The 18,806-nt window shown below is 70.0% G+C and carries 17 protein-coding genes; 8 read left to right on the top strand and 9 right to left on the bottom strand.

Features of this window, described 5'->3' with window-relative positions; genetic code table 11:
* Positions 1-53 precede the first annotated feature (53 nt).
* Positions 54-614, top strand: a complete 561-nt coding sequence (locus tag ITJ62_RS05790) for an Lrp/AsnC family transcriptional regulator (protein WP_079003723.1) — start codon at positions 54-56, stop codon at positions 612-614.
* Between the two features lie 33 nt (positions 615-647).
* On the opposite strand, the gene ITJ62_RS05785 is transcribed toward ITJ62_RS05790, so the two are convergent.
* Positions 648-1,031 carry a hypothetical protein gene (locus ITJ62_RS05785; protein ID WP_228497842.1) on the bottom strand — a complete coding sequence of 128 codons (384 nt, stop codon included), beginning with the start codon at positions 1,029-1,031 and terminating at the stop codon, positions 648-650.
* Positions 1,032-1,212: 181 nt separating this feature from the next.
* On the opposite strand from ITJ62_RS05785, the gene ITJ62_RS05780 reads away from it, so the two are divergent.
* Both ITJ62_RS05780 and ITJ62_RS05775 read left to right on the top strand, forming a co-directional pair.
* Positions 1,213-2,625, top strand: a complete 1,413-nt coding sequence (locus ITJ62_RS05780; protein WP_194600033.1) for an aminopeptidase P family protein — start codon at positions 1,213-1,215, stop codon at positions 2,623-2,625.
* 131 nt (positions 2,626-2,756) lie between these two features.
* Positions 2,757-4,235 (top strand): SulP family inorganic anion transporter, encoded by a 1,479-nt coding sequence (locus ITJ62_RS05775; protein WP_194600307.1) that lies wholly within the window; start codon positions 2,757-2,759, stop codon positions 4,233-4,235.
* 21 nt (positions 4,236-4,256) lie between these two features.
* Here ITJ62_RS05775 and ITJ62_RS05770 read toward each other — a convergent pair whose 3' ends face one another.
* Both ITJ62_RS05770 and ITJ62_RS05765 read right to left on the bottom strand, forming a co-directional pair.
* Positions 4,257-4,601 carry a type II toxin-antitoxin system PemK/MazF family toxin gene (locus tag ITJ62_RS05770; RefSeq protein WP_274498837.1) on the bottom strand — a complete coding sequence of 115 codons (345 nt, stop codon included), beginning with the start codon at positions 4,599-4,601 and terminating at the stop codon, positions 4,257-4,259.
* On the bottom strand, positions 4,598-4,927 hold the full coding sequence (locus ITJ62_RS05765; RefSeq protein ID WP_228497840.1) for a CopG family ribbon-helix-helix protein: 330 nt from the start codon (positions 4,925-4,927) through the stop codon (positions 4,598-4,600). The genes ITJ62_RS05770 and ITJ62_RS05765 overlap by 4 nt, the downstream gene beginning before the upstream one ends.
* Before the next feature lie 129 nt (positions 4,928-5,056).
* On the opposite strand from ITJ62_RS05765, the gene ITJ62_RS05760 reads away from it, so the two are divergent.
* The gene (locus tag ITJ62_RS05760; protein WP_194600032.1) at positions 5,057-6,142 is read left to right on the top strand and encodes an NYN domain-containing protein; all 1,086 of its coding nucleotides are present in this window, start codon (positions 5,057-5,059) and stop codon (positions 6,140-6,142) included.
* Positions 6,143-6,233: 91 nt separating this feature from the next.
* Here the strand turns inward: ITJ62_RS05760 and ITJ62_RS05755 are convergent, their stop codons facing one another.
* Positions 6,234-7,517 (bottom strand): M18 family aminopeptidase, encoded by a 1,284-nt coding sequence (locus ITJ62_RS05755; protein WP_194600031.1) that lies wholly within the window; start codon positions 7,515-7,517, stop codon positions 6,234-6,236.
* 63 nt (positions 7,518-7,580) lie between these two features.
* Between ITJ62_RS05755 and ITJ62_RS05750 the strand changes: the two genes are divergently transcribed.
* Both ITJ62_RS05750 and ITJ62_RS05745 read left to right on the top strand, forming a co-directional pair.
* Positions 7,581-8,945 carry an LssY C-terminal domain-containing protein gene (locus ITJ62_RS05750; protein WP_370581840.1) on the top strand — a complete coding sequence of 455 codons (1,365 nt, stop codon included), beginning with the start codon at positions 7,581-7,583 and terminating at the stop codon, positions 8,943-8,945.
* Positions 8,942-9,439 carry a DUF2809 domain-containing protein gene (locus tag ITJ62_RS05745; protein WP_064294077.1) on the top strand — a complete coding sequence of 166 codons (498 nt, stop codon included), beginning with the start codon at positions 8,942-8,944 and terminating at the stop codon, positions 9,437-9,439. The genes ITJ62_RS05750 and ITJ62_RS05745 overlap by 4 nt, the downstream gene beginning before the upstream one ends.
* Positions 9,440-9,447: 8 nt before the next feature.
* Here the strand turns inward: ITJ62_RS05745 and ITJ62_RS05740 are convergent, their stop codons facing one another.
* From ITJ62_RS05740 to ITJ62_RS05730, 3 genes are all read right to left on the bottom strand, one after another.
* Entirely contained in the window at positions 9,448-10,665 is a 1,218-nt protein-coding gene (locus ITJ62_RS05740) for a DUF429 domain-containing protein (RefSeq protein WP_194600030.1), read from the bottom strand.
* Positions 10,666-10,790: 125 nt separating this feature from the next.
* Entirely contained in the window at positions 10,791-12,341 is a 1,551-nt protein-coding gene (locus tag ITJ62_RS05735) for a trypsin-like peptidase domain-containing protein (protein WP_370581839.1), read from the bottom strand.
* A gap of 141 nt (positions 12,342-12,482) precedes the next feature.
* Positions 12,483-13,064, bottom strand: coding sequence for a TetR/AcrR family transcriptional regulator (locus ITJ62_RS05730; protein WP_370581838.1), 582 nt, complete (start codon positions 13,062-13,064; stop codon positions 12,483-12,485).
* Positions 13,065-13,157: 93 nt separating this feature from the next.
* Here ITJ62_RS05730 and ITJ62_RS05725 point away from each other — a divergent pair, with 93 nt between their 5' ends.
* Complete coding sequence (locus ITJ62_RS05725; RefSeq protein WP_194600028.1) at positions 13,158-13,781, top strand: NAD(P)H-dependent oxidoreductase; 624 nt, start codon at positions 13,158-13,160, stop codon at positions 13,779-13,781.
* Here the strand turns inward: ITJ62_RS05725 and ITJ62_RS05720 are convergent.
* Positions 13,756-17,289: a bifunctional RecB family nuclease/DEAD/DEAH box helicase gene (locus tag ITJ62_RS05720; RefSeq protein WP_194600027.1), complete on the bottom strand. Its 3,534-nt coding sequence runs from the start codon at positions 17,287-17,289 to the stop codon at positions 13,756-13,758. The two genes, ITJ62_RS05725 and ITJ62_RS05720, sit on opposite strands and share 26 nt — an antisense overlap.
* A 211-nt stretch (positions 17,290-17,500) precedes the next feature.
* Here ITJ62_RS05720 and ITJ62_RS05715 point away from each other — a divergent pair, with 211 nt between their 5' ends.
* Positions 17,501-17,896 (top strand): (deoxy)nucleoside triphosphate pyrophosphohydrolase, encoded by a 396-nt coding sequence (locus tag ITJ62_RS05715; RefSeq protein ID WP_228497839.1) that lies wholly within the window; start codon positions 17,501-17,503, stop codon positions 17,894-17,896.
* 18 nt (positions 17,897-17,914) lie between these two features.
* Here ITJ62_RS05715 and ITJ62_RS05710 read toward each other — a convergent pair whose 3' ends face one another.
* Complete coding sequence (locus tag ITJ62_RS05710; protein WP_194600025.1) at positions 17,915-18,790, bottom strand: hypothetical protein; 876 nt, start codon at positions 18,788-18,790, stop codon at positions 17,915-17,917.
* Between the last annotated feature and the right edge of the window lie 16 nt (positions 18,791-18,806).

Genomic DNA, 18,806 nt, shown 5'->3' with positions numbered 1-18,806 from the left:
CCTCTCAATCGACCGCCAGGACCACCGCCGAATCTGGACGTTTGGAGCAATCGATGCAACTCGACGACACCCACATCCGCATGTTGGAGCTGCTCCGGGAGGACGGGCGGGCTTCGGTCGCCGCGCTCGCGGAGGAGCTCGGGATCTCCCGCTCGAACGCCTACTCGCGCTACGAGGCGATGCTCCGCGCCGGCGTCCTGAAGGGGGTCCACGCGGAGATCGAGCCGGCCACCGTCGGGCTCGGTGTCGCGGCCATGGTCTTCATCACGCTGCGCCAGAGCCAGTGGGCGGACTTCCGCGCGCGGCTGTCCTCGGTCCCGGAGCTGGAGTACTTCGCCGTCACGACCGGCGAGCACGACGCGATGATGCTGATCCGGGCCCCCGACGTGGCGGCGATCCACGAACTGGTCGCCACCCGGCTCGCGCAGTGGCCGTCCATCAAGGCGACGACGACCGTCTTCCTCATGGACGAGGAGCGGTCGAACGTGTCGCTCCGCATGACGAGGTCCGAACGCACGAGCGTCGAGGACTCCGGCGAGCGCTTCGGCATGACGCGGTTCGTCCGCACGAGCGACGAGCGCGCCCAACGGGTGCCGGAGCGACGCGGACGCTGACCCGGCGACGGTGGGGTGCCCGTCCTGACCGGTTCAGGCGGCGGCGATCTCCCGACAGACGCTGACGTGGGCCCGCCCGTCCGGGCCGATGAAGTCCTCGGTGAGGACGAACGAGCCGTCCTCGGCGCGGGAGATGATCGAGCTCGCTTCGCCGCGCGTCGTCAGGTCGCCGGCACGGTTGCGGTGCACGAACGAGATGTCGATGCGTTCGCCGGTGCGCACCCCGCAGAACCGTCCGACGGAGACGGTGTCGCCGACGTATTCGCCCCACAGCACGCCGTGCGTCTCGTGGTAGACGAATCGCGTGGGCGCGTCGGCGTCGACGACGCTCGCGGACGACGACACCATGTCGAACACCTTCGCATCGAGGTTGAAGTCGAGCGTGGCGCTGGTGCCGGTGTCGGCGGTTCCTGTCATGCCGTCATTCTGCGGAGGCGTCCGAACAGGTGTCAACCTGCCGACGATCCGTCCATCTCATACATCACCTGAGCCGGTCGGACAGGACGAAACGACGGATCAGACGGTACGGACGAGATGTTCCGCTGGCTCCGGGCCCCGCAGCTTGACGGCGTCCACCTCGGGTGGCTTACTGATCTCCATGTGTCCAGACAGCCTGCAGTTCCGCGACCCCCGCACCCAGCCACTCCCCCGGGACGACGCGTTCCGCGAGTACCTCGCGACGGGCTGGGGTGCGGTGGACCGCTCCGTCGACCTCGCCGAGGGTGCCGGAGCAGCCGGCGGGCGCCACCGCGACGTCATCAGCGCGCAGTTCCCCGGCCGCTGGCTCGTGGTCACCGCGGGACGCTCCGTGACGCGCGCGAACGACACCGAGTTCCCGTTCCGGCCCGACAGCGACTTCGTGTGGCTCACCTCCTGTCAGGCGGAGGGTGCGGTCCTGGTCATGCGGCCATCCGCCGGTGGCCACGACGCGACGCTCTACCTCGCCGAGCCCGTCGGTCCCGGTGAGGAGGCGTTCTACGCCGACGCCATGCGCGGCGAGCTCTGGATCGGCCCGTCCGCCGGACTCCCCCAGTGGGCGGAGGCGCTCGGCATCGAGGTCCGCTCCCTCGAGGTGCTCGACGCGGACCTCGCCCTCGTACCCGCCGACGCGCTCCGCGCAGGCGCCCCGGAGCCCCGGGTCGACGGTCGATTCGCGGCGTCGCGAGCGCTCCTCATCGCCCTGTCCGCCGCGAAGCTCGTCAAGGACGACTGGGAGATCGCGCAGCTCCGCGCCGCGGTGGACGCCACGGTCGGCGGGTTCCGCTCCGTGGCACGCGAACTGTCCGCCGCCATCGAGTTCGGCGGCGAACGCTGGTTGCAGTCGACCTTCGAGCGCCACGCCCGCACCTTCGGCAACGGTGTCGGGTACTCGACCATCATCGGCAGCGGACCGCACGCTCCCACGCTGCACTGGACGCGCTGCGACGGCCCGGTCCTCCCCGAGCACCTCATCCTCATGGACGCCGGCGTCGAAGCCCGCTCGCTGTACACCGCCGACGTGACGAGGACCTTCCCGGCGAGCGGGTCGTACACCGCGGCCCAGCGCGAGGTCCACGACCACGTCGAGCGGGCCCACCGCGCCGCGATGTCGCAGGTCGGCCCCGGCCGGTCGTTCATCGACATGCGGAACACGGCCTACGAACAGATCGCCACGAGCCTCCGCGACCTCGGCATCCTGCAGGTGTCGGTCGATGAGGCCATGTCGCCCGACGGCCAGCAGCACCGGCGCTACCTGCCGAGCGGCACCGGCCACCATCTCGGACTCGACGTGCACGACTGCGCCCGGATCGGCGACGAGCGGTACCTCGACGAGCCGCTGCAGCCGGGCGCTGTCCTGACGGTCGAACCCGGCCTCTACTTCCACGCGAACGACCTCACCGTGCCGCCGGAGCTGCGCGGTATCGGCGTCCGCATCGAGGACGACCTGCTCGTGACCGCCACCGGCCACGAGGTCCTCTCCGCAGCACTCCCGATCAGCGCGGACGGTCTCGAGGCTTGGTTGCGGAGCTGACCCACGGTTCGCAACTCAGGACGGTCGCCGCGTGTCGCGGCCCTTCCGTTCGGCGCCACCAGCGACTCGCCCGGTGCGTCCTGCATTGTGAACGCGCCTAGGCTTGCACGGTGAGTCAGCCCGACGCCCCCATGCGCACCGCCGTCCGCCCGAGCCCCGGCGTCCTCGCGACCCTGCGGAACCCCAGGGCCTTCAGCGTCGAGATCCTCGCCGGGATCGTCACGACGCTGGCGCTCATCCCCGAGGTCATCTCCTTCTCGATCATCGCCGGCGTCGACCCGAAGGTCAGCCTCATCGCCTCCGTCGTCCTCGCGATCTCGATGTCGATCCTCGGCGGGCGCCCGGCGATGATCACGGCCGCCGCGGGAGCCGTCGCCCTGGTCGTCGCGCCGCTCGTCAAGGATCACGGCGTGGAGTACCTGCTCCCCGCGGTGATCCTCGCGGGCCTCATCCAGATCGTGTTCGGCGTGACCGGTCTCTCCCGGCTCATGCGGTTCATCCCCCGCTCGGTGATGATCGGCTTCGTCAACGCGCTCGGCATCCTCATCTTCGTCGCCCAGGTCCCCCACCTGCTCGGCGTCCCGTGGCTCGTCTACCCGCTGTTCGTCGTCACGGTGCTGATCGTCCTGCTGCTCCCCAAGCTCACGACCGCGGTGCCGGCGCCGCTCGTCGCCATCGTCGTCGTCACCGCGATCACGATGATCGCGCACGCCGCCGTGCCGACCGTCGGCGACCAGGGCGACGTCTCCGGCGGCCTCCCCGGGCTGACCGCGCTGCTCGTGCCGCTGAACCTCGAGACGCTCGGCATCATCTGGCCGACCGCGCTGAGCGTCGCGTTCGTGGGGCTCATGGAGACCCTCCTCACGGCGAAACTCGTCGACGACATCACCGACACGACGTCGTCGAAGGGGCGCGAGTCGTGGGCCCTCGGCGTCGCCAACATCCTGGCCGGTTGGTACGGCGGGATCGCCGGCTGCGCGATGATCGGTCAGACGGTCGTGAACGTCAAACTGGGCCGCGCTCGGACGAGGATCTCCACCTTCGTCGCCGGCGTCTTCCTCCTGCTGCTCGTGACCGCGCTCAGCCCGGTGATGGCGCAGATCCCGATGGTCGCGCTGGCCGCCGTGATGATGATCGTCGCCATCAAGACCGTCGACTGGCACAGCGTGCGCCCGTCGACCCTGCGACGGATGCCGATCCCCGAGACGGTCGTGATGGTGGTGACCGTCGCGGTGGTCGTCATCACCCACAACCTCGCGATCGGCGTCGCTGCAGGAGCCGTCCTCGCGATGGTGCTCTTCGCGCGGCGCGTGGCCCACGTGATCCGCGTCCGCCGGGTCCTCGCGGACGACGCCGCCTCCGTCCGCTACAGCGTCATCGGCCCCCTGTTCTTCGGCAGCAGCAACGACCTGGTCGAACAGTTCGACTACGCGGCCGATCCCGCGGACGTCGTCGTCGACTTCACCGCCTCGCAGATCTGGGACGCCTCGAGCGTCGCCGTCCTCGACGCTGTGCAGGAGAAGTACGCCGCGCACGGCAAGGAGGTCGTGTTCACCGGACTCGACGAACGCAGCTCGGCCTTCCACGGGAAGCTCACCGGCCACCTCTGAGCCGATCGCTCCGGCACCACCTCAGAGGTGCAGCACTCGCCGGAGCCCCGCGTCCAGATCCAGCGACAGGGTGACGGGCACCCTTCCGGCGGCCGGACCGAGGTCGTCCTCATCGAGGGTGAGCAGCTGCGTGGTGTTCACGACCGAGTCCTTCGGCAGGCCGGAAGCCGTCGCAGGGAGGAACACGTTGCCCGGGAGCTCGGCGAGCGCCGTGTTCGACGTGACGACCGCGACGATCACGGTCCGGAGTGCGCTCCGCGTGTAGGCGTCGTGTTGGACGACGACGACCGGGCGCCGACCGGCGGGCGCACTCCCCCGTTCGCGAGGGCCGAGATCGACCCACCGGATGTCACCGCGGCGGATCACCAATCGTCTCCGGCAGTGAGCTCGGCAAGGCGGTCGCGTCCGGCCGCGGCGACGCCCCGTGCTTCCTCCGCCGAAGCGACTCCCGCATGCCGGAGCGCGGTGTCCACTGCGTCAGTGAGGCCGCCGGCATCGGCCTCGTCGAGATACCGACTCGCCGCCGCCGCGAAGAACTCGGACCGGTTGACACCGAGCTCGGCGGCGCGAGCCTCGACACGGGTGAACAGTTCATCAGGCAACGAGATGGCGGTCTTCACAGGTAAGAGTATAACCAGGTATAACTTGGGTTGCGACCCTGGGCTGAAGATGTCGACGGCGTGACTGGGCATGCGACCACGGTACGCAGCTCAGGTCGGTCCCGGCCTGGCCGGCGTAGCAGCGGTGGAGAGGAGCCCCGCAAGCCGAGCTGTGGAGGACTGAAGTCGCCGATTCGCAGGCCACCAGAGGATGATGGAGTCATGGCAGAAACCGGAACGCCCAGAGTCGCGGTCTACATCGACTTCGACAACATCGTCATCTCGCGCTACAACCAGCTCTACGGGAAGGCGGCGTTCAGCCGGGATCGCGCGCGGTCCCACGTGCCCTCCGCCGCACCCGAAGGCGACGAGATCTCCGAGCGCCTGCAGGCCGCTCGCGTCGACGTGGGCGCCATCCTCGACTACACCTCGTCGTTCGGGAACATCGTCATCAGCCGCTCGTACGCCGACTGGTCCGAGCCGGTCAACTCCGCGTACCAGAAGGACCTCGTGGACCGCGCGGTCGACCTGACGCAGATGTTCCCCACGACGAAGGCGATGAAGAACGGTGCCGACATCCGCCTCGCCGTCGACGTCGTCGAGGACCTCTTCCGCCTCCCCGACCTCACGCACATCGTGATCGTCGCCGGCGACTCGGACTACATCTCCCTCGCGCAGCGCTGCCGACGCCTCGGACGCCACGTGATCGGGATCGGTGTCGCCGGTGCGACGAGTCGTGCGCTCATGGCGGCGTGCGACGAGTTCTCCGACTACGACGACATCCCCGGGATCGTCCGCCCGGTCGTCACGCGCACGCCCCGGACCCCCGCCGCCGTCGAGAGCACGGCGGAGGTCTCCGCTGAGGAGACACCGAAGTCCACGCCCAAGTCCGGCGGGCGTCGTCGCGCCTCGTCCGGGTCCGCGCCGACGGCCGAATCACCGGTCGCCCAGACACCTCCACGGATCGGTGGTCTCTTCACCGAGCCGGTCTTCAGCCACCGTGATGCCGACGACCTGGACGACACCGACGACGAGACCGCGGACCCCTCCGGCCCCGACGCACAGCGCGCGGCGACCGAGCTCCTCGTGCGCGCGCTCCGCCTCGTGCACGCCAAGAACGACGACGAGGACTGGCTCCTGAACGCCGAGGTGAAGAACCAGATGATCCGCATGGATCCGGCGTTCAAGGAGAAGCCGCTCGGCTACCGCTCGTTCAGCGACTTCATCAACTCGCGCTCCGACCTCGTCGAGGTGAACCCGGACGCGAGCCCCGACGGCCGTCGTCTGCGACTGCGCGAACTGGGCTGAGGCCGGCCCCGCAACCGGAGATCAGCGCCGCAGCAGGACCGTCCGCCTTCGGGCGTCCTACTCCCGCGCGGATCTCCTGCTGCGGCGCTGCTCAGGCACCCCGGAAGAACGCCTGGACCGCTGCGCTCAGCGCGGTCGGATCGTCGATGTGGCACAGCTCGCGGGCGGAGTGCATCGACAGCAGTGGCGTCCCGACGTCGACCGTCCGGATGCCGAGCCGCGTCGCGGTGAGCGGGCCGATCGTCGAGCCGCACGGCACCGTGTTGTTCGACACGAAGTCCTGTGAGGTCACACCTGCGGCGGCGCAGCTCCGGGCCCACAGTGCGGCCCCGAGGGCGTCGGTGGCGTAACGCTGATTCGCGTTGATCTTGAGCAGTGGCCCGCCACCGGCGATCGGACGGTTGGCCGGGTCGTGTCGCTCCGGGTAGTTCGGGTGGATCGCGTGGCCGGCGTCTGCTGACAGGCACCAGGACGCCGCATAGGCCTGGAGTCGTTCGGACGTCGTCGCGCCCAGCGATGCGCCGATGCGGGTGAGGACGTCGTCGAGGAACGGACCGCTGGCACCGGAGGTCGAGGCCGAACCGAGCTCCTCGTGGTCGAAGGCGGCGAAGACCGTGATGTGTCCGGCCTCGTCGGTCGCTCCCCCGTCGCTCGCGGCCAGCAACGCCGCGAGTCCCGCATGGACCGAGGTCAGGTTGTCCATGCGTCCGGCGGCGAACAGCTGACCGTCGAGACCGAACCGCCGGGGCTCCTGGGTGTCGGCGACGAGCACGTCGTACCCGGCGATCGCGGTGGGGTCGATGCCGGCGATCGCCGCGAGGTGCGCGAGCACGTCGGCGTGGGCGAGGTCACCGACCCCGTACACCGGCTGCAGGTGACGCTGGCGATCGAGGACGAGGCCGTCGTTGGCACCTCGATCGAGGTGCACGGCGAGCTGCGGGATGCGCAGGAACGGGCCGGTCCGGACGAGGTGCACGGTCCCGTCGAGCGTCACCAGACGTCCGGCGAGTTCGAGCTCGCGGTCGAGCCAGGAGTTGAGGAGCGGTCCGCCGTAGACCTCCACGCCGGCCTGCAGCCACCCGTGGGCGCCGGTCGTCGGCTTCGGCTTGAGCTTGAAGCTCGGCGAGTCCGTGTGCGAGCCGAGGATGCGGAACGGCGTCGTGGCGTGCGCCTGCTCGGGCTGCACCCAGGCGATCACCGCACCCTCGCGTTCGACGAAGAACCGGCCGGCGCCACCGTCCCAGGACTCGGTCTCGAGCCGCCGGGTGAAGCCGGCCGCCGTGAGGCGCCGAGCGCTCTCCGCGACCGCGTGATACGAGGTGGGCGAGGCGACGATGAAGTCGGCGAGGTCGGTGATGTGGGCGACGGAGTCCATCCCACCATCCTCCCACCACCCACGCACCCGGCACGTGGATGCACCAGGCCCTACCCTGGACGGGTGACGAAGACCCGCAGCGACCTCATCGGGCCCGCAAGCGGCCTGTCCGAGGATCGTCGCGGACGGATCGCACGCATCGTCGACGGTTGGTTCTTCGCCTTCGGCACGGCTGCGGCCGTCTTCCTGGCGTACGTGCTGCTCACCGAGGCGTTCGCCCGCGGTTGGGCCCAGGCCTGGTTCATCCTCGTCATCTACCTCGTCATCGCCTACCTGATCCTCCCCCGCCTGCACACCGTGCTGTCGCGCGTCTACCTGCCCGACTACTTCATCGGACGCACTCGCACGCGCGAGGGCATCCTCGGTGATCCCGTGAACCTCGGCCTCCGAGGTCGGGAGGAGCAGATCCACATGGCGATGCTCTCGGCGGGCTGGACGCTCGCCGACGACCTCGGCCTGCGCGCGAACCTGCGGATCGTGACCTCGACGCTGACCAGGCGCAGCTACTCCGAGGCACCCGTCTCGTCGCTCTACCTGTTCGGTCGTCCCCAGGCGTTCTGCTACCAGCAGGAGGTCGACGGCAGTCCGGGGAAGCGGCACCACGTCCGGTTCTGGCCGACCCCCGAGGGCTGGCTGCTCCCGGGCGGATACCAGGCGGATTGGCTGGCCGCCGGGACGTACGACCGATCGGTCGGCATCAGCGTCTTCACCCTGCAGGTGACCCATCGGATCGCCGACGACGTCGACGACGAACGCGATCACATCGTCGCGTCGATCGCGGCCGCGGACCTCGGGGCGTCGACGTCCGTGATCGACAACTTCTCCACCGGCTACCACTCGCGGAACGGCGGAGGCGACGCGATCGTCACCGACGGCGACCTGCCGATCATCGATCTCAGCGCCGTGGTCGTGCCGCCGGCGGCGACCCTGCCGGCCGCCGACGCTCCCCCGACGCGCTCCCTCATCCGGGCCGGCGACCCGCGGCCCCTGGACACCACCGTCGGTGTGGTCCTTATGGTCGTCGCGGCACTGTCCTCCGTGCTCTCCGGTGTCCTCCTGGTCTCCGATTGGAAGCAGGTCATCTCGGAGGCCCGCGCGACAGCCGAGACGGCTGACGACGTCGTCCTCATCCCGTGGGTGGTCGGGGCCGTGCTGGCCCTGTCGGCCGTGGTGACGCTCTGCTACCTCGTCCTCGCCTGGCGGGTCCATCGGGGAGGCAACCTCGCGCGCCTGCTCGCCATGACCTTCAGCTCGACGTCCATCGCCACCCTCGCCGCGAGCTATGTCGCCGGCGCCGGCGGATTGACGCTGCAGACCAACCTGATCGGCTTCGCGGTCGACTGTTCCATCATCCTCGCCCTCTCCGGAACCGAGGCCCGAGACTGGGCCCGTGGGCGACAACGACGCACCCGGAGGACGAAAGCATGACCGACGCACCCGACCAGACGGACGAGGGGCCACGCCCCGCCACCTCGCTCAAGCGCGCGCTGCTCCTCGGCGCAGCCATCATCACGATCGTCGCCGGGCTGACGGTGCACTGGTCGGTGGCAGCGGCCTGGGCGAACCCCGTGACCAACGCGCTCTACACGGTGCTCGTCGCGCTCCTCCTGGCCTTCGCCGCCCCACGGCGTCCGCTGTGGCAGATCGCCCTCGGCGCGTTCGGCTTCTCGGCGGCGATCGAGTGCTTCCAGGCCACGGGCGTGCCGGCCGCACTCGCGGACCAGTGGCCGCCCTCGGCGCTCGTGCTCGGCACGACGTTCATCCCGACGGACTTCATCTCATACGCCCTCGGCGCGGCGGCGTTCCTGTTCCTATCGCTCGCCATGTCGCTGGTGATCCGCTGGGTGCGCAACGACATCCTCGAACGACGCGCACGCGCGGACCGGGAGACACGGCGCCGATCGGACTCAGGACCCGCCTGACCAGTCCCTTAGCCGCGAGTCGTCTCCCCGTACTGGACGTGTTCGAGGTCGAAGACGGCCTCCGCCAACGCCGACCTCGCCGCTTCGAACTCGACGTCGTCGGGGTGGCCCACCACCCGGGCATGCTCGAGGTGCCAGGTGGCACTGCGCAGGAGTTCGACGGTCGTCGGAGCGGGGGAGGGCGCTCGCGTCGAGGACGCGGGTGACGCATCGGCGTTCGCCGCTCCGCCGGGGACGAATTCGATGGTGTTCGATTCCGCAGGAGCGTCGTCCTGAGTGTATGCCTTCTTCTTCATATGTCCTTCATCGAGGTTGTGAACTGTGGTGGCCTGCCGGGCGACGGCCTCCGATGGTGGCGAGGATGCCAGCCGTGGAGCCGAAGTGATATATGCCGAGATCGGAATGTCCGGCTTGGGGCGCTGTTCGGGTCGCGCCATGGCGAGGAGCGTCGGGACACGCCCACGGTCGTCCGGAGCGTCCGAGGCGCCGAGGACCTGGAACCGTTCGAGCCCCCAGCGGGACCAGGCGGATGCCGTCCACGCGCAGATGGCCGCGTCGATGAGATCCTCACGGTGCTTGTGCGCCGATTCCTTCAGCGGCGACGGTTCCGCGACGAGGAGCGCCGTCACCGGGTGGGTGTCGAGGTCGAGTGGCGGAGTCGCCGAGGTCAGCGCCTGCAGGCGCGAGACGAGGTCGTCACAGACCTCCGCGCGGCGTCGCCGTCGCTCGGCGACGGGGAGACCGGGGTCGAGGCGCTTGTAGCGGGGCCGCGCATCCGGGTACCCGAACTCCTCGGCACCCACCAAGGTGGTGTGGGGATAGGCCTCGAAGAACACGACGGCATCCGCCGCCGGCGTGCTCAGTCCGTCGAAGTACTGGAACCCCGCCGCCTCCAGCGCCGTGAAGAGCGCGACACCACCGAGCGCGGGCAGGCCGAGGTTCGACGGGTAGGCCGACACCTGCCAGCGCCCGTACCGCTGCCCGACCTCACGCTCACAGAGACGCATGCCGGTCTCGTTCTGGACGAGCAGAGGGGCGTCGACCGCGATCACGGAGCCCGGTGAGGCGGTGGCGACGATCCAGGCGACGACGGCGTCGATCCCCACGGCCCACCCGGCCTCGATGACGGTCCCGGTCTCGTCGATGCACACCAGTCCCGACTCGTTCGCCGCGCGGGAGCCGGTCCCCTCACCCCAGGCGAGGTCGACTCCGAGGAAGCGGGTCACGAGCGGTTCCTTCCGGTGGACGCGGCGAGGCACCGCCTCCCGAGCCTACTGGGCAGACGTCGACGACTCCTCTGATCCGGCGGCGGGCCGGAGGTGAGGAGTCGTCGAGCGTCCCGAGCGCGTGATCAGCCGACCGGGCCCTCGATCAGCGTCACATCCGCGGTCTGGGAGGTCCCGCTCGCCGTGGTCCAGGTGACGGAGACCGTCTGGCCGGGCTCGAGCGTGGCCATGGTCGCCGTCAGGGTCGGAGCGGAGTCGATGGCGACACCGTTGAGGCCGGTGATGACGTCGCCGGCTGCGAGGCCGATCGACGCCGCCGGCGTGTTCTCGATCACCGAACCGACCACGGCACCCGGCACGGTCTGAGCTGCGCCGGACGCGGCCAGACCGATCCCGATGAAGGCCGGGTAGCCGATCGAGACGGTGTCGGTCTCGACGCCGGTGCGGATCTGGTCGACGATGGACAACGCGTCGTCGATCGGGATGGCGAATCCGTCGATGTCGGTTCCGCCGGAGGAGGCAGCGGTGTCGACGCCGACGACCTCGCCCTCCGAGTCGTAGAGCGGTCCGCCGGAGTCGCCCGACTGGATGTCCGCGTCCGTCTGGATCAGTCCGGTCAACTGCTTGCCCGCCCCGGTCGTCTCGTCCTGGACCGTGATGTCCTGGTCGAGGGCGGTGACGGACCCGTCCGCCGCACTGGGCGTCCCACCCGTGCCCCCGGCGTTCCCGACCCCGGTGACGGCATCACCGACGCCTGCGCCGCCGTCGTCGTCGATCGTGACGGTGTCCAGTCCTGAGGCGCCGTCGAGCTGCAGGAGCGCGACGTCGTTCGTGGCATCCGTCCCGACCACGCGTGCGTCGTACTTCTCCCCGGTCGCCACGACGGTCACGACGATGCTCGTCGCGCCCGCCACGACGTGGTTGTTGGTCAGGATCTGGCCATCGGCGGTGAGGATCATCCCGGTTCCCGCGGCGGCGGCCCCCTGGTAGGCCAGCTCGGTGTCGATGTCGACGACTCCCACGGATTCAGCGGCGGTGGCACTCCGGGTGTTCGCCGTCGCGGCATCCGGCGTCGCCTGCTGCGGCCCAGGCTGCCCACCGGGAGCGCGGAAGCTCTGACCGCCGTCATCCGGCACCGTCTCCGTCACCTGTGAGGAGGCGGCGACGCTCTGGAACGCTCCGGCCGCCAGCGAGGCGAGTCCGAGGCCACCGGTCACGAGGGACACGACCGTGGCGGCCGTCGCGGCGGCGATGATCCACCCGATGGGCTGCTTCTTCGCCGGGGTGCCCGTGGTCGACAGCGGCTGGGGGATCGTCTGCTGTCCGTACGGCTGGGGCTGCCAGGTGCCGGAGGGCGCGTACTGGCCCTGACCGGCGGCGTACGGTCCGTACTGACCCTGCGGGCCCTGGTGATGACCGGGCCACACTTGACCGCTCGTCGCGTGGGGAGCCGTCGCGTAGCCGAAGGGCGTCGTGGGCTCGCGTCGTGGACCACCCGCGGCCGTGTTGCCGGGGTAGCCGGCCGGGGGAGTGACGTCCATACCGGGCTGGGGCTGATACGAGCCGGTGGGCGGCTGGTACGGGTCTGGTGCGGGCGAGGACTGCGGTGTCTGCGGCGCGTGCGTGTCGTCCGCTGGACGCGGCTCAGGGCGTTCTGGGTCTGGGGTGGTGTTCACGGGGATTCCTCTCGGCGGGGTGCTGAGATCAGTTGACTCCCGCAATCCGAGTGAATCGTCTGGTTCGACCATGAACGGCCTCTGAGCTTCCCGACCGTTTCCCGGATAACGATCTCGTAAGGCTCCCTGCGAGACGCCACCTCAGGGTCGCGTGAGCAACGCCTCCAGTGCGGGTCCGGCCTCCGCCTCGGAGATGTGACCGGCGACGACGAGTTCGGCGAGCCCATGGACCGCGGCCCAGACCGCCGTGGTGAGTGCGGCGATGACCTGCGGCTCGGCGCCGGGCGCCAGCGAAGCCGTCGTCTCGGCGAGGAGCGCTTCGACACCACCGATGAGCGGCGCCATGGCCTCGCTGGGCGAGCCGGGGACACAGACTTCGGGGTCGTAGATCAGGCGGAACCGCTCCGGGTGCTGCGCCGCGTAGTGCACATACGTCGAACCGATGCGGACGGCCGCCTCCCGTGGGTCTCGACCCGCAGTCGCGTCCCGTTCCTCGCGCATGGCGTCCAGGAGTTCGGCCATGCCGCGTTCGCTCAGCCGCTTCAGGAGCGCGGTCCGGTCGCCGAAGTGATGGTACGGCGCGTTGTGGCTGACTCCCGCGCGCCGCGCGACCTCGCGCAGGCTCAGCGTGGCATGGCCTTGCGTCCGCATGAGTTCGAGCGCAGCGTCCTCGAGCGCCGGCCCGAGGTTGCCATGGTGGTAGGCGGTCGTCGATCTTGACACAAGCAACATCGTACCCGTACAGTCAGGTCCGACCTGAAGTGGACAGTGTCCAGATTCTTGGCACTGTCCAGACCTACACCTGTTGGAGAACTGATGCCCGCCCTCGTCATCGACGGACACCCGAACCCCGGGTCCCTGTGCGCCGCCCTCGCCACGAGCTACGCGGAGGCGCACGGCGACGCGACCGTCCTCGCTGTCCGCGACCTCGCGTTCGACCCGAACCTCCGTCTCGGTTACACCCGCCGTCAAGACCTGGAGCCCGACCTCGAACGGGCGTGGGAGCGGATCCTCGCCGCGGACCACATCGTGATCGTCGCTCCGGTCTGGTGGGGATCGGTGCCGGCGCTGCTCAAGGGGTTCTTCGATCGCCTCCTGCTTCCCCGTCGCGCCTACCGGACGAAGGCCAACGGCCTCCCCGAGGGGCTGCTCGCCGGCCGCTCGGGGCGCGTGATGGTCACGACGGACTCACCGTGGTGGTACCTCCCGCTCGTCGGCGACACGACGGTGAAGCAACTCCGTACCACCACCCTCCGGTTCTGCGGGATCAAGCCCGTCGCCGTGAACCGGTTCGGTGAGGTGAAGGGTTCGACCGAGGAGCAGCGTCAGCGGTGGATCGCGAAGGCGGCGCAGAACGGTCGCATCGACGCGACACGACGGAATCCTCGTCCCTCCGCAGCCCCGGCGGAGCTGGTCAGTGGCCGTCGACCAACCGGATGAAGGCGCTGAGCTCGGCGACGCCCTCCGGTGTGACCGGCAGGTACTCGGCGAGTGCGGGGGAGTACACGAGGTACGCCGCCCACTGGGCGCGGGAGATGCCGACGTTCAGTCGATTCTTCATCAACAGGAAGGACATGCCCCGGGGGACGTCGGCGGGGGAGGACGCGGCCAGGGAGACGATCGCGATGACCGCCTCCTGACCCTGGAACTTGTCGACGGTCCCGACGCGCACCGCGTCGAACCCGGCCGCGTCGAGGGTCGCTCGGACGACGGCGACATGGGCGTTGTAGGGACAGACGACGATGATGTCGGCCTCGCTCACCGGGTCGTCGATGCGGCCGGCATCCGGATCGGTCCAGCGGAGCCCGATGCTCGACCGGACGAGCTCGGCGACGTGGTCGGCCTCCTCCTGCGAACTCGTCGCGTTTCCGACGTGGTGGACGGGGGAGACGTGCAGCCCCGGCGCACGACCCTCCAGACGCCGCTTCGTCGTGGCCACTGCTGAGCGCAGCTCGCCGCCGTACGACAACCGCGAGACCGGCTCGGTGACCGCGGCGTCCATCCGCCACGTCTCGTGCAGGAAGTAGCCGAGTTCCGGAGGGAGGACGTCGCGACCGTCGGCCACGAATCCGAGGGCAGAGGTGTCGATCGGTTCGGGATGCGTGCCCTGGCTCACCTGCGGGAGCTGCTGCGGGTCGCCCAGGAGCAGGAGGTTCCGCGCGGCGACGCTCGCCGCGATCGTGTACGCGAGTGAGAACTGACCGGCTTCGTCGACGACGAGCAGGTCGAGCGACCGCCGGTCGAACCGGTTGGGATTGCTGAAGTCCCAGGCCGTCCCGCCGATGACGAAGCCGCCGGTCTGCTCGGCCATGAACGCGCCATGACCGTTGGCCGGGAGGACCGTGTAGCCGCGCTCAGCATCCGGGTCGGCACCGGATCGCAGGGTCTTCGCCACGAGCGCGGGGGAGAGCCCCGCCTTCACCACACGCTCGAGGAGGTTCTCGACGACGTCGTGCGACTGCGCCACGACCCCGATCCGCCAGCCGTGCTGCTGCACGAGAGCCGTGACGACGTGCGAGGCGACGTAGGTCTTGCCGGTTCCGGGCGGCCCCTGGACGGCGAGCGCCGAGTCGTCGAGGTCGAGCAACGCGGCGGTCACGTCCTCGATCGTCCGCCCGTCTCCGCGGTGGGGGAGCGGGTCGCCCGACCTGGTGCGGGGCGGCCGTCGCCGCAGGATGTCGACGACGCCGTCGTCCGGCCATCCTGGAGAGGCGTCGAGGACCGCTTGCCCCCACTCGGCGATCGCATCGACCTGTGTTCCCGGCCGTGGTGGAGGAGACGGCGTGAGCGCGACCGGCAGCTCCGTGTAGGGCTCACGGTCCGTCTTGAGCGTCTCCTGGATGAGCAGGGAGTCGTCGTCGACCTCGAGGACCGTGATCTGCCCCGCCGGTCGCGAGCCGGGCTCGGCGCGGGGGAGCGTGTACGGCCCCGGGTGGTCGTAGACCGCGAACGGGTCGGCGCCGACCTTCACACTGCTGCCGGGAGCCCATCGGCCACGGAGTCGGACGTGACGGCGATCGCTGCGCTGCCGTCCCTCGCGGAACCAGTCGCGCTCGACGACTCCCGAGGTGACGGTGAAGACGTTCCGGGTGTCCTCCCACTCGTCGCGCGCGGCGATGAGTCGGGAGAAGTGCTCCTGCCAGAACGACTTGTGCTCACGCCGGTGGTAGTCGATGGCGGCCGCCGCGAGCGCATACGCAGTGGCGTCGTCGGAGCGTTCGGGGTCGAGGGGGTCTCCGGCCAACGCCGTCAGCGCGTCGTGGAGCGGCGTCGGTTCGTCCACCAGGGGCTCAGGTGCGTCGGTGACGAACGTGCCCGGCAGCACGCCCCGTTCCGCACCGAGGTCGAGCAACCAGTTCCGCAGCCGACGGGTCGACTCGCAGTCGTAGGCGTTGTACTCGGCGATCTCGGCGAGCTTCCGTCCTCCTTCGGCGACGAGCTCCGGATCGCCGCTCCGACTCAGCTCGCGTGCCTCCGCATACGCGGTGATCGACGCCGCGGCGTCGGTGACGTCGCTGTCGCGGTGGTCCTCTCCCATGTAGAGCGGCTCGAGCTTCTTGATCGAGTACGACCGCGAGCCGACGCGCACCGTCTTCCGGACGAACGGGTAGAGGTCGAACAGCACGGCCTCACGGAGGAGGTCGTCGATCGTGTCCTCCCCGACGCCGTGTCGGGCGGCCAGCGAGAGCAGATGTGTCCGCTCGTAGGCGGCGTAGTGGTACACGTGCATGCCCGGGAACTCGGCACGGCGGTCGGTGAGGTAGGCGAGGAAGTCGATCAGGGCCGTGCGCTCCTCGTGGAAGTCGTGCGCCCACCAGGATCGGAACCGGCCATCGGTGTCGACGAGCCCGAACAGGTAGTCGATGCCCCACCTCGTGCGGTCGCCCCGGCGGGCGTCGCCCGGCTCGCCCTCGGTGTACAGGGGATCGCCCTCGAAGTCGAAGAAGACGTCGCCGGGATCGGGTTGCGGCAGGAGTCCGAGCGCCGCGACGTCGTGCACCCGGAATGCCGGCACACCGGCGTCCTGCGACGGTTCGAGTTGGAGTTGCGCCTGTTCGCGCAGCGCAGCGAGCGTGCTCTCGGCGATGCCGTCGACCGTCCCGCCGGCCCCGCCCGACGGCCCGTGCAGTGTCTGCCGCTCGGTCGACCCGGTGAGCGTGAGTGACGCCAGATCGTCGATCGTGGCGACGCCGGCGGCCAGGAGGCGGTCACGCTGCGTCAACCGGAGCCCGGCCACCAGCAGGACGTCGCGTGAGGCCGTGATCTCGGCGTCGCACCACGCGCATCGTCCACAGACGCTGTAGCGCTGGTCGCCCCAGGCCACCGGTGCGTCGGCCTCGAGTCGTTCGGCGACGATCCGCAGCAGGCGTGCACGACGGCGACGGTACACGGGGAGGATGTCGGCCACCGCGTGGGTGCTGACGGTGCCGTCTCCCAGGATGAGGTCGACGTCGTCGTCGACCGGGATCCCGGCCGTCTCCAGCTGCTCCACGTAGGCGGCGAGCTGGAGGAGGGCGGTGACCTTCGGTGAGCGCGCGAGTTTCGTGTCCTGCACGCGATACCGGCCGTCGGGCCGGCGCACGATGAAGTCGGCGAAACCGATGAACGATCCGTCGAAGAACGCGGCCTGGAAGACCACCGGCGCGCCATCGCGGAATGCCGTGATCGTCGACTCGACGGCTGCCGCGAGAGCCACCGCGTCTCGGACGTCGGGGCGGTCGAGCTCGACGACACCGGTGCCGAACTCGGCGCGGTACGACTCGAGGACGCGCAGCTCGTGCTGGTCGCCGAGCTTGGAGGTCCGCATGAGCATCTCGTCCTCGGGCTCGACGATCGGTTCGATCCGCCCGAGCTTCGCGTCGACCGTGCGGAGGAAGGCGAACTCGCAGTAGGAGGCGTTGGAGAGGTCGCTGGCGCTCGTGATGGCGGAACCGTCGAGGAGGAACATCGGTGCGGTGGGTGCCTTTCGAGACGACTGCTGCGGGGGCTGGTGAGCCTCCGATCGCTGTCAGTCTGGCACGCACCACCGACCACAGCGCCGCCGCGGGACGCAGGCTGTCGTCAGCCGAGGGGGAGCCGTCTGTGGAGCGGCGTCGGGCGTCCTCGATCCCGCGTCCCCTAACCTGGACAGCGACCACGACGCCACGGGACGGGAGCGCATGATGACCACCACGATCCAGGTCGTCGCTGGTGTCGCCTCACAGGACGACACCGTGCTCGCATGTCGGCGGGCACCCGGGCGGGCGTCCGGTGGACTGTGGGAGTTCCCCGGCGGCAAGGTCGAGGCCGACGAGCGGCCGCAGGACGCGCTGGCTCGTGAGCTGCGCGAGGAGCTCGACGCCGACGTCGCTGTGGGGGCGCTGCTGGACCGCTCCACCGTCACCGTGGGCGAGCTCGTCATCGACCTCGCCTGCTACGAGGTCACCTTCCGCGGGGCACCCCCGGTCCACAGCACAGACCATGATGAACTGCGCTGGGTCACCCGCGAACAGCTCCTCGGACTGGACTGGGCGACGCCCGACCTCCCGATGGTCAGGCGACTCACCGCGAGCTGACCCCGGAGACCCGGGGCGTCACTCGGCCGCGTGGAGCGGAATGCGGGCGAGCGTGCGTCCGCTCAGCACGAGGTCGTCGTTGGTCGAGGTGATCGCCAGCTCGGTCACCGTCCACTCGAACAGGGTGACGTCGCGCCAACGCTCGAGGAAGGCGGCGAGCGCCGCGGTCTCACCTGCATCGAGCTCATCGCGGAAGTGGTGCAGGCCCACCCCGACGAGCGGTGTGGGACGCCCGCCGACGGCACGTTGGATGGAAGCGAAGGCGTCCGCGGTGGCGGGGAGGTAACAGCGCCCCCGGTTGAACCCGCCGATGACGGGGCCCGCCAGCCTGACCCGGAAGGGCGTGAACGCGCCGACGCTCGTCCGCAGCGCGTCGAGGAACCCGGAGTCCTCGTCGATGGAGGAGAGCGTCGCGTGCAATCGGTGTGCGCGTCGGAGCTCGATGCCTCTGGCGAGCTTGGGTGCGAAGGGTGCTGAGGCGAGGTCGGCCTCGTAGCTCAGGAAGATCGGATCGACGAACAGCCGTTCGACCGGGACGGGGACGACGACCGCCAGGCGCGCCTCGGCGTACCGCCCGCCACGGTAGACGCCGTCAGGACTTGCGGCGAGCGCGAGCGGGTGGTCGGCGTCGATCAGGGGGAGCTGGGCGTACCGGTAGCGCTCGTCGAAGGTCAGGGCCTCGCCTGGTTCGAAGGTGGAGCGGACGACGTCCCAACTGCGGAGGGCGTCGTGCGGATGCGACGACGTGTCTGCAGCGCTCGTGGCCGATTCGGGCACGTCGGCCTCGAATACCCGGTCGGTGGATCCGCCGGTCACCGTCCGGACCAGACCCGTCGCGACGCCGGTCGGCAGCGCGCCGATCGTGTTTCCGGACGCACCGGCGGGAGAGGGCATGTCGTGAGGTTAGTGG

Origin of the sequence: Plantibacter sp. VKM Ac-2876 (assembly GCF_015350715.1) — a bacterium.
GTDB lineage: Bacteria > Actinomycetota > Actinomycetes > Actinomycetales > Microbacteriaceae > Plantibacter > Plantibacter auratus.
The sequence above is the reverse complement of the archived record's forward strand: the minus strand, read 5'-3'. Positions and strand labels throughout refer to the sequence as shown.

Excerpts from the sequence above, each read along its gene's own strand:
- ITJ62_RS05760 (WP_194600032.1), top strand. The coding sequence starts at position 5,057 with ATGGCAGAAACCGGAACGCCCAGAGTCGCGGTCTACATCGACTTCGAC.
- ITJ62_RS05780 (WP_194600033.1), top strand. The coding sequence starts at position 1,213 with ATGTGTCCAGACAGCCTGCAGTTCCGCGACCCCCGCACCCAGCCACTC.
- ITJ62_RS05710 (WP_194600025.1), bottom strand. The coding sequence starts at position 18,790 with ATGCCCTCTCCCGCCGGTGCGTCCGGAAACACGATCGGCGCGCTGCCG.
- ITJ62_RS05790 (WP_079003723.1), top strand. The coding sequence starts at position 54 with ATGCAACTCGACGACACCCACATCCGCATGTTGGAGCTGCTCCGGGAG.
- ITJ62_RS05720 (WP_194600027.1), bottom strand. The coding sequence starts at position 17,289 with ATGTTCCTCCTCGACGGTTCCGCCATCACGAGCGCCAGCGACCTCTCC.
- ITJ62_RS05745 (WP_064294077.1), top strand. The coding sequence starts at position 8,942 with ATGACCGACGCACCCGACCAGACGGACGAGGGGCCACGCCCCGCCACC.
- ITJ62_RS05775 (WP_194600307.1), top strand. The coding sequence starts at position 2,757 with ATGCGCACCGCCGTCCGCCCGAGCCCCGGCGTCCTCGCGACCCTGCGG.
- ITJ62_RS05765 (WP_228497840.1), bottom strand. The coding sequence starts at position 4,927 with ATGCCCAGTCACGCCGTCGACATCTTCAGCCCAGGGTCGCAACCCAAG.
- ITJ62_RS05725 (WP_194600028.1), top strand. The coding sequence starts at position 13,158 with ATGCCCGCCCTCGTCATCGACGGACACCCGAACCCCGGGTCCCTGTGC.
- ITJ62_RS05715 (WP_228497839.1), top strand. The coding sequence starts at position 17,501 with ATGATGACCACCACGATCCAGGTCGTCGCTGGTGTCGCCTCACAGGAC.
- ITJ62_RS05755 (WP_194600031.1), bottom strand. The coding sequence starts at position 7,517 with ATGGACTCCGTCGCCCACATCACCGACCTCGCCGACTTCATCGTCGCC.
- ITJ62_RS05785 (WP_228497842.1), bottom strand. The coding sequence starts at position 1,031 with ATGACAGGAACCGCCGACACCGGCACCAGCGCCACGCTCGACTTCAAC.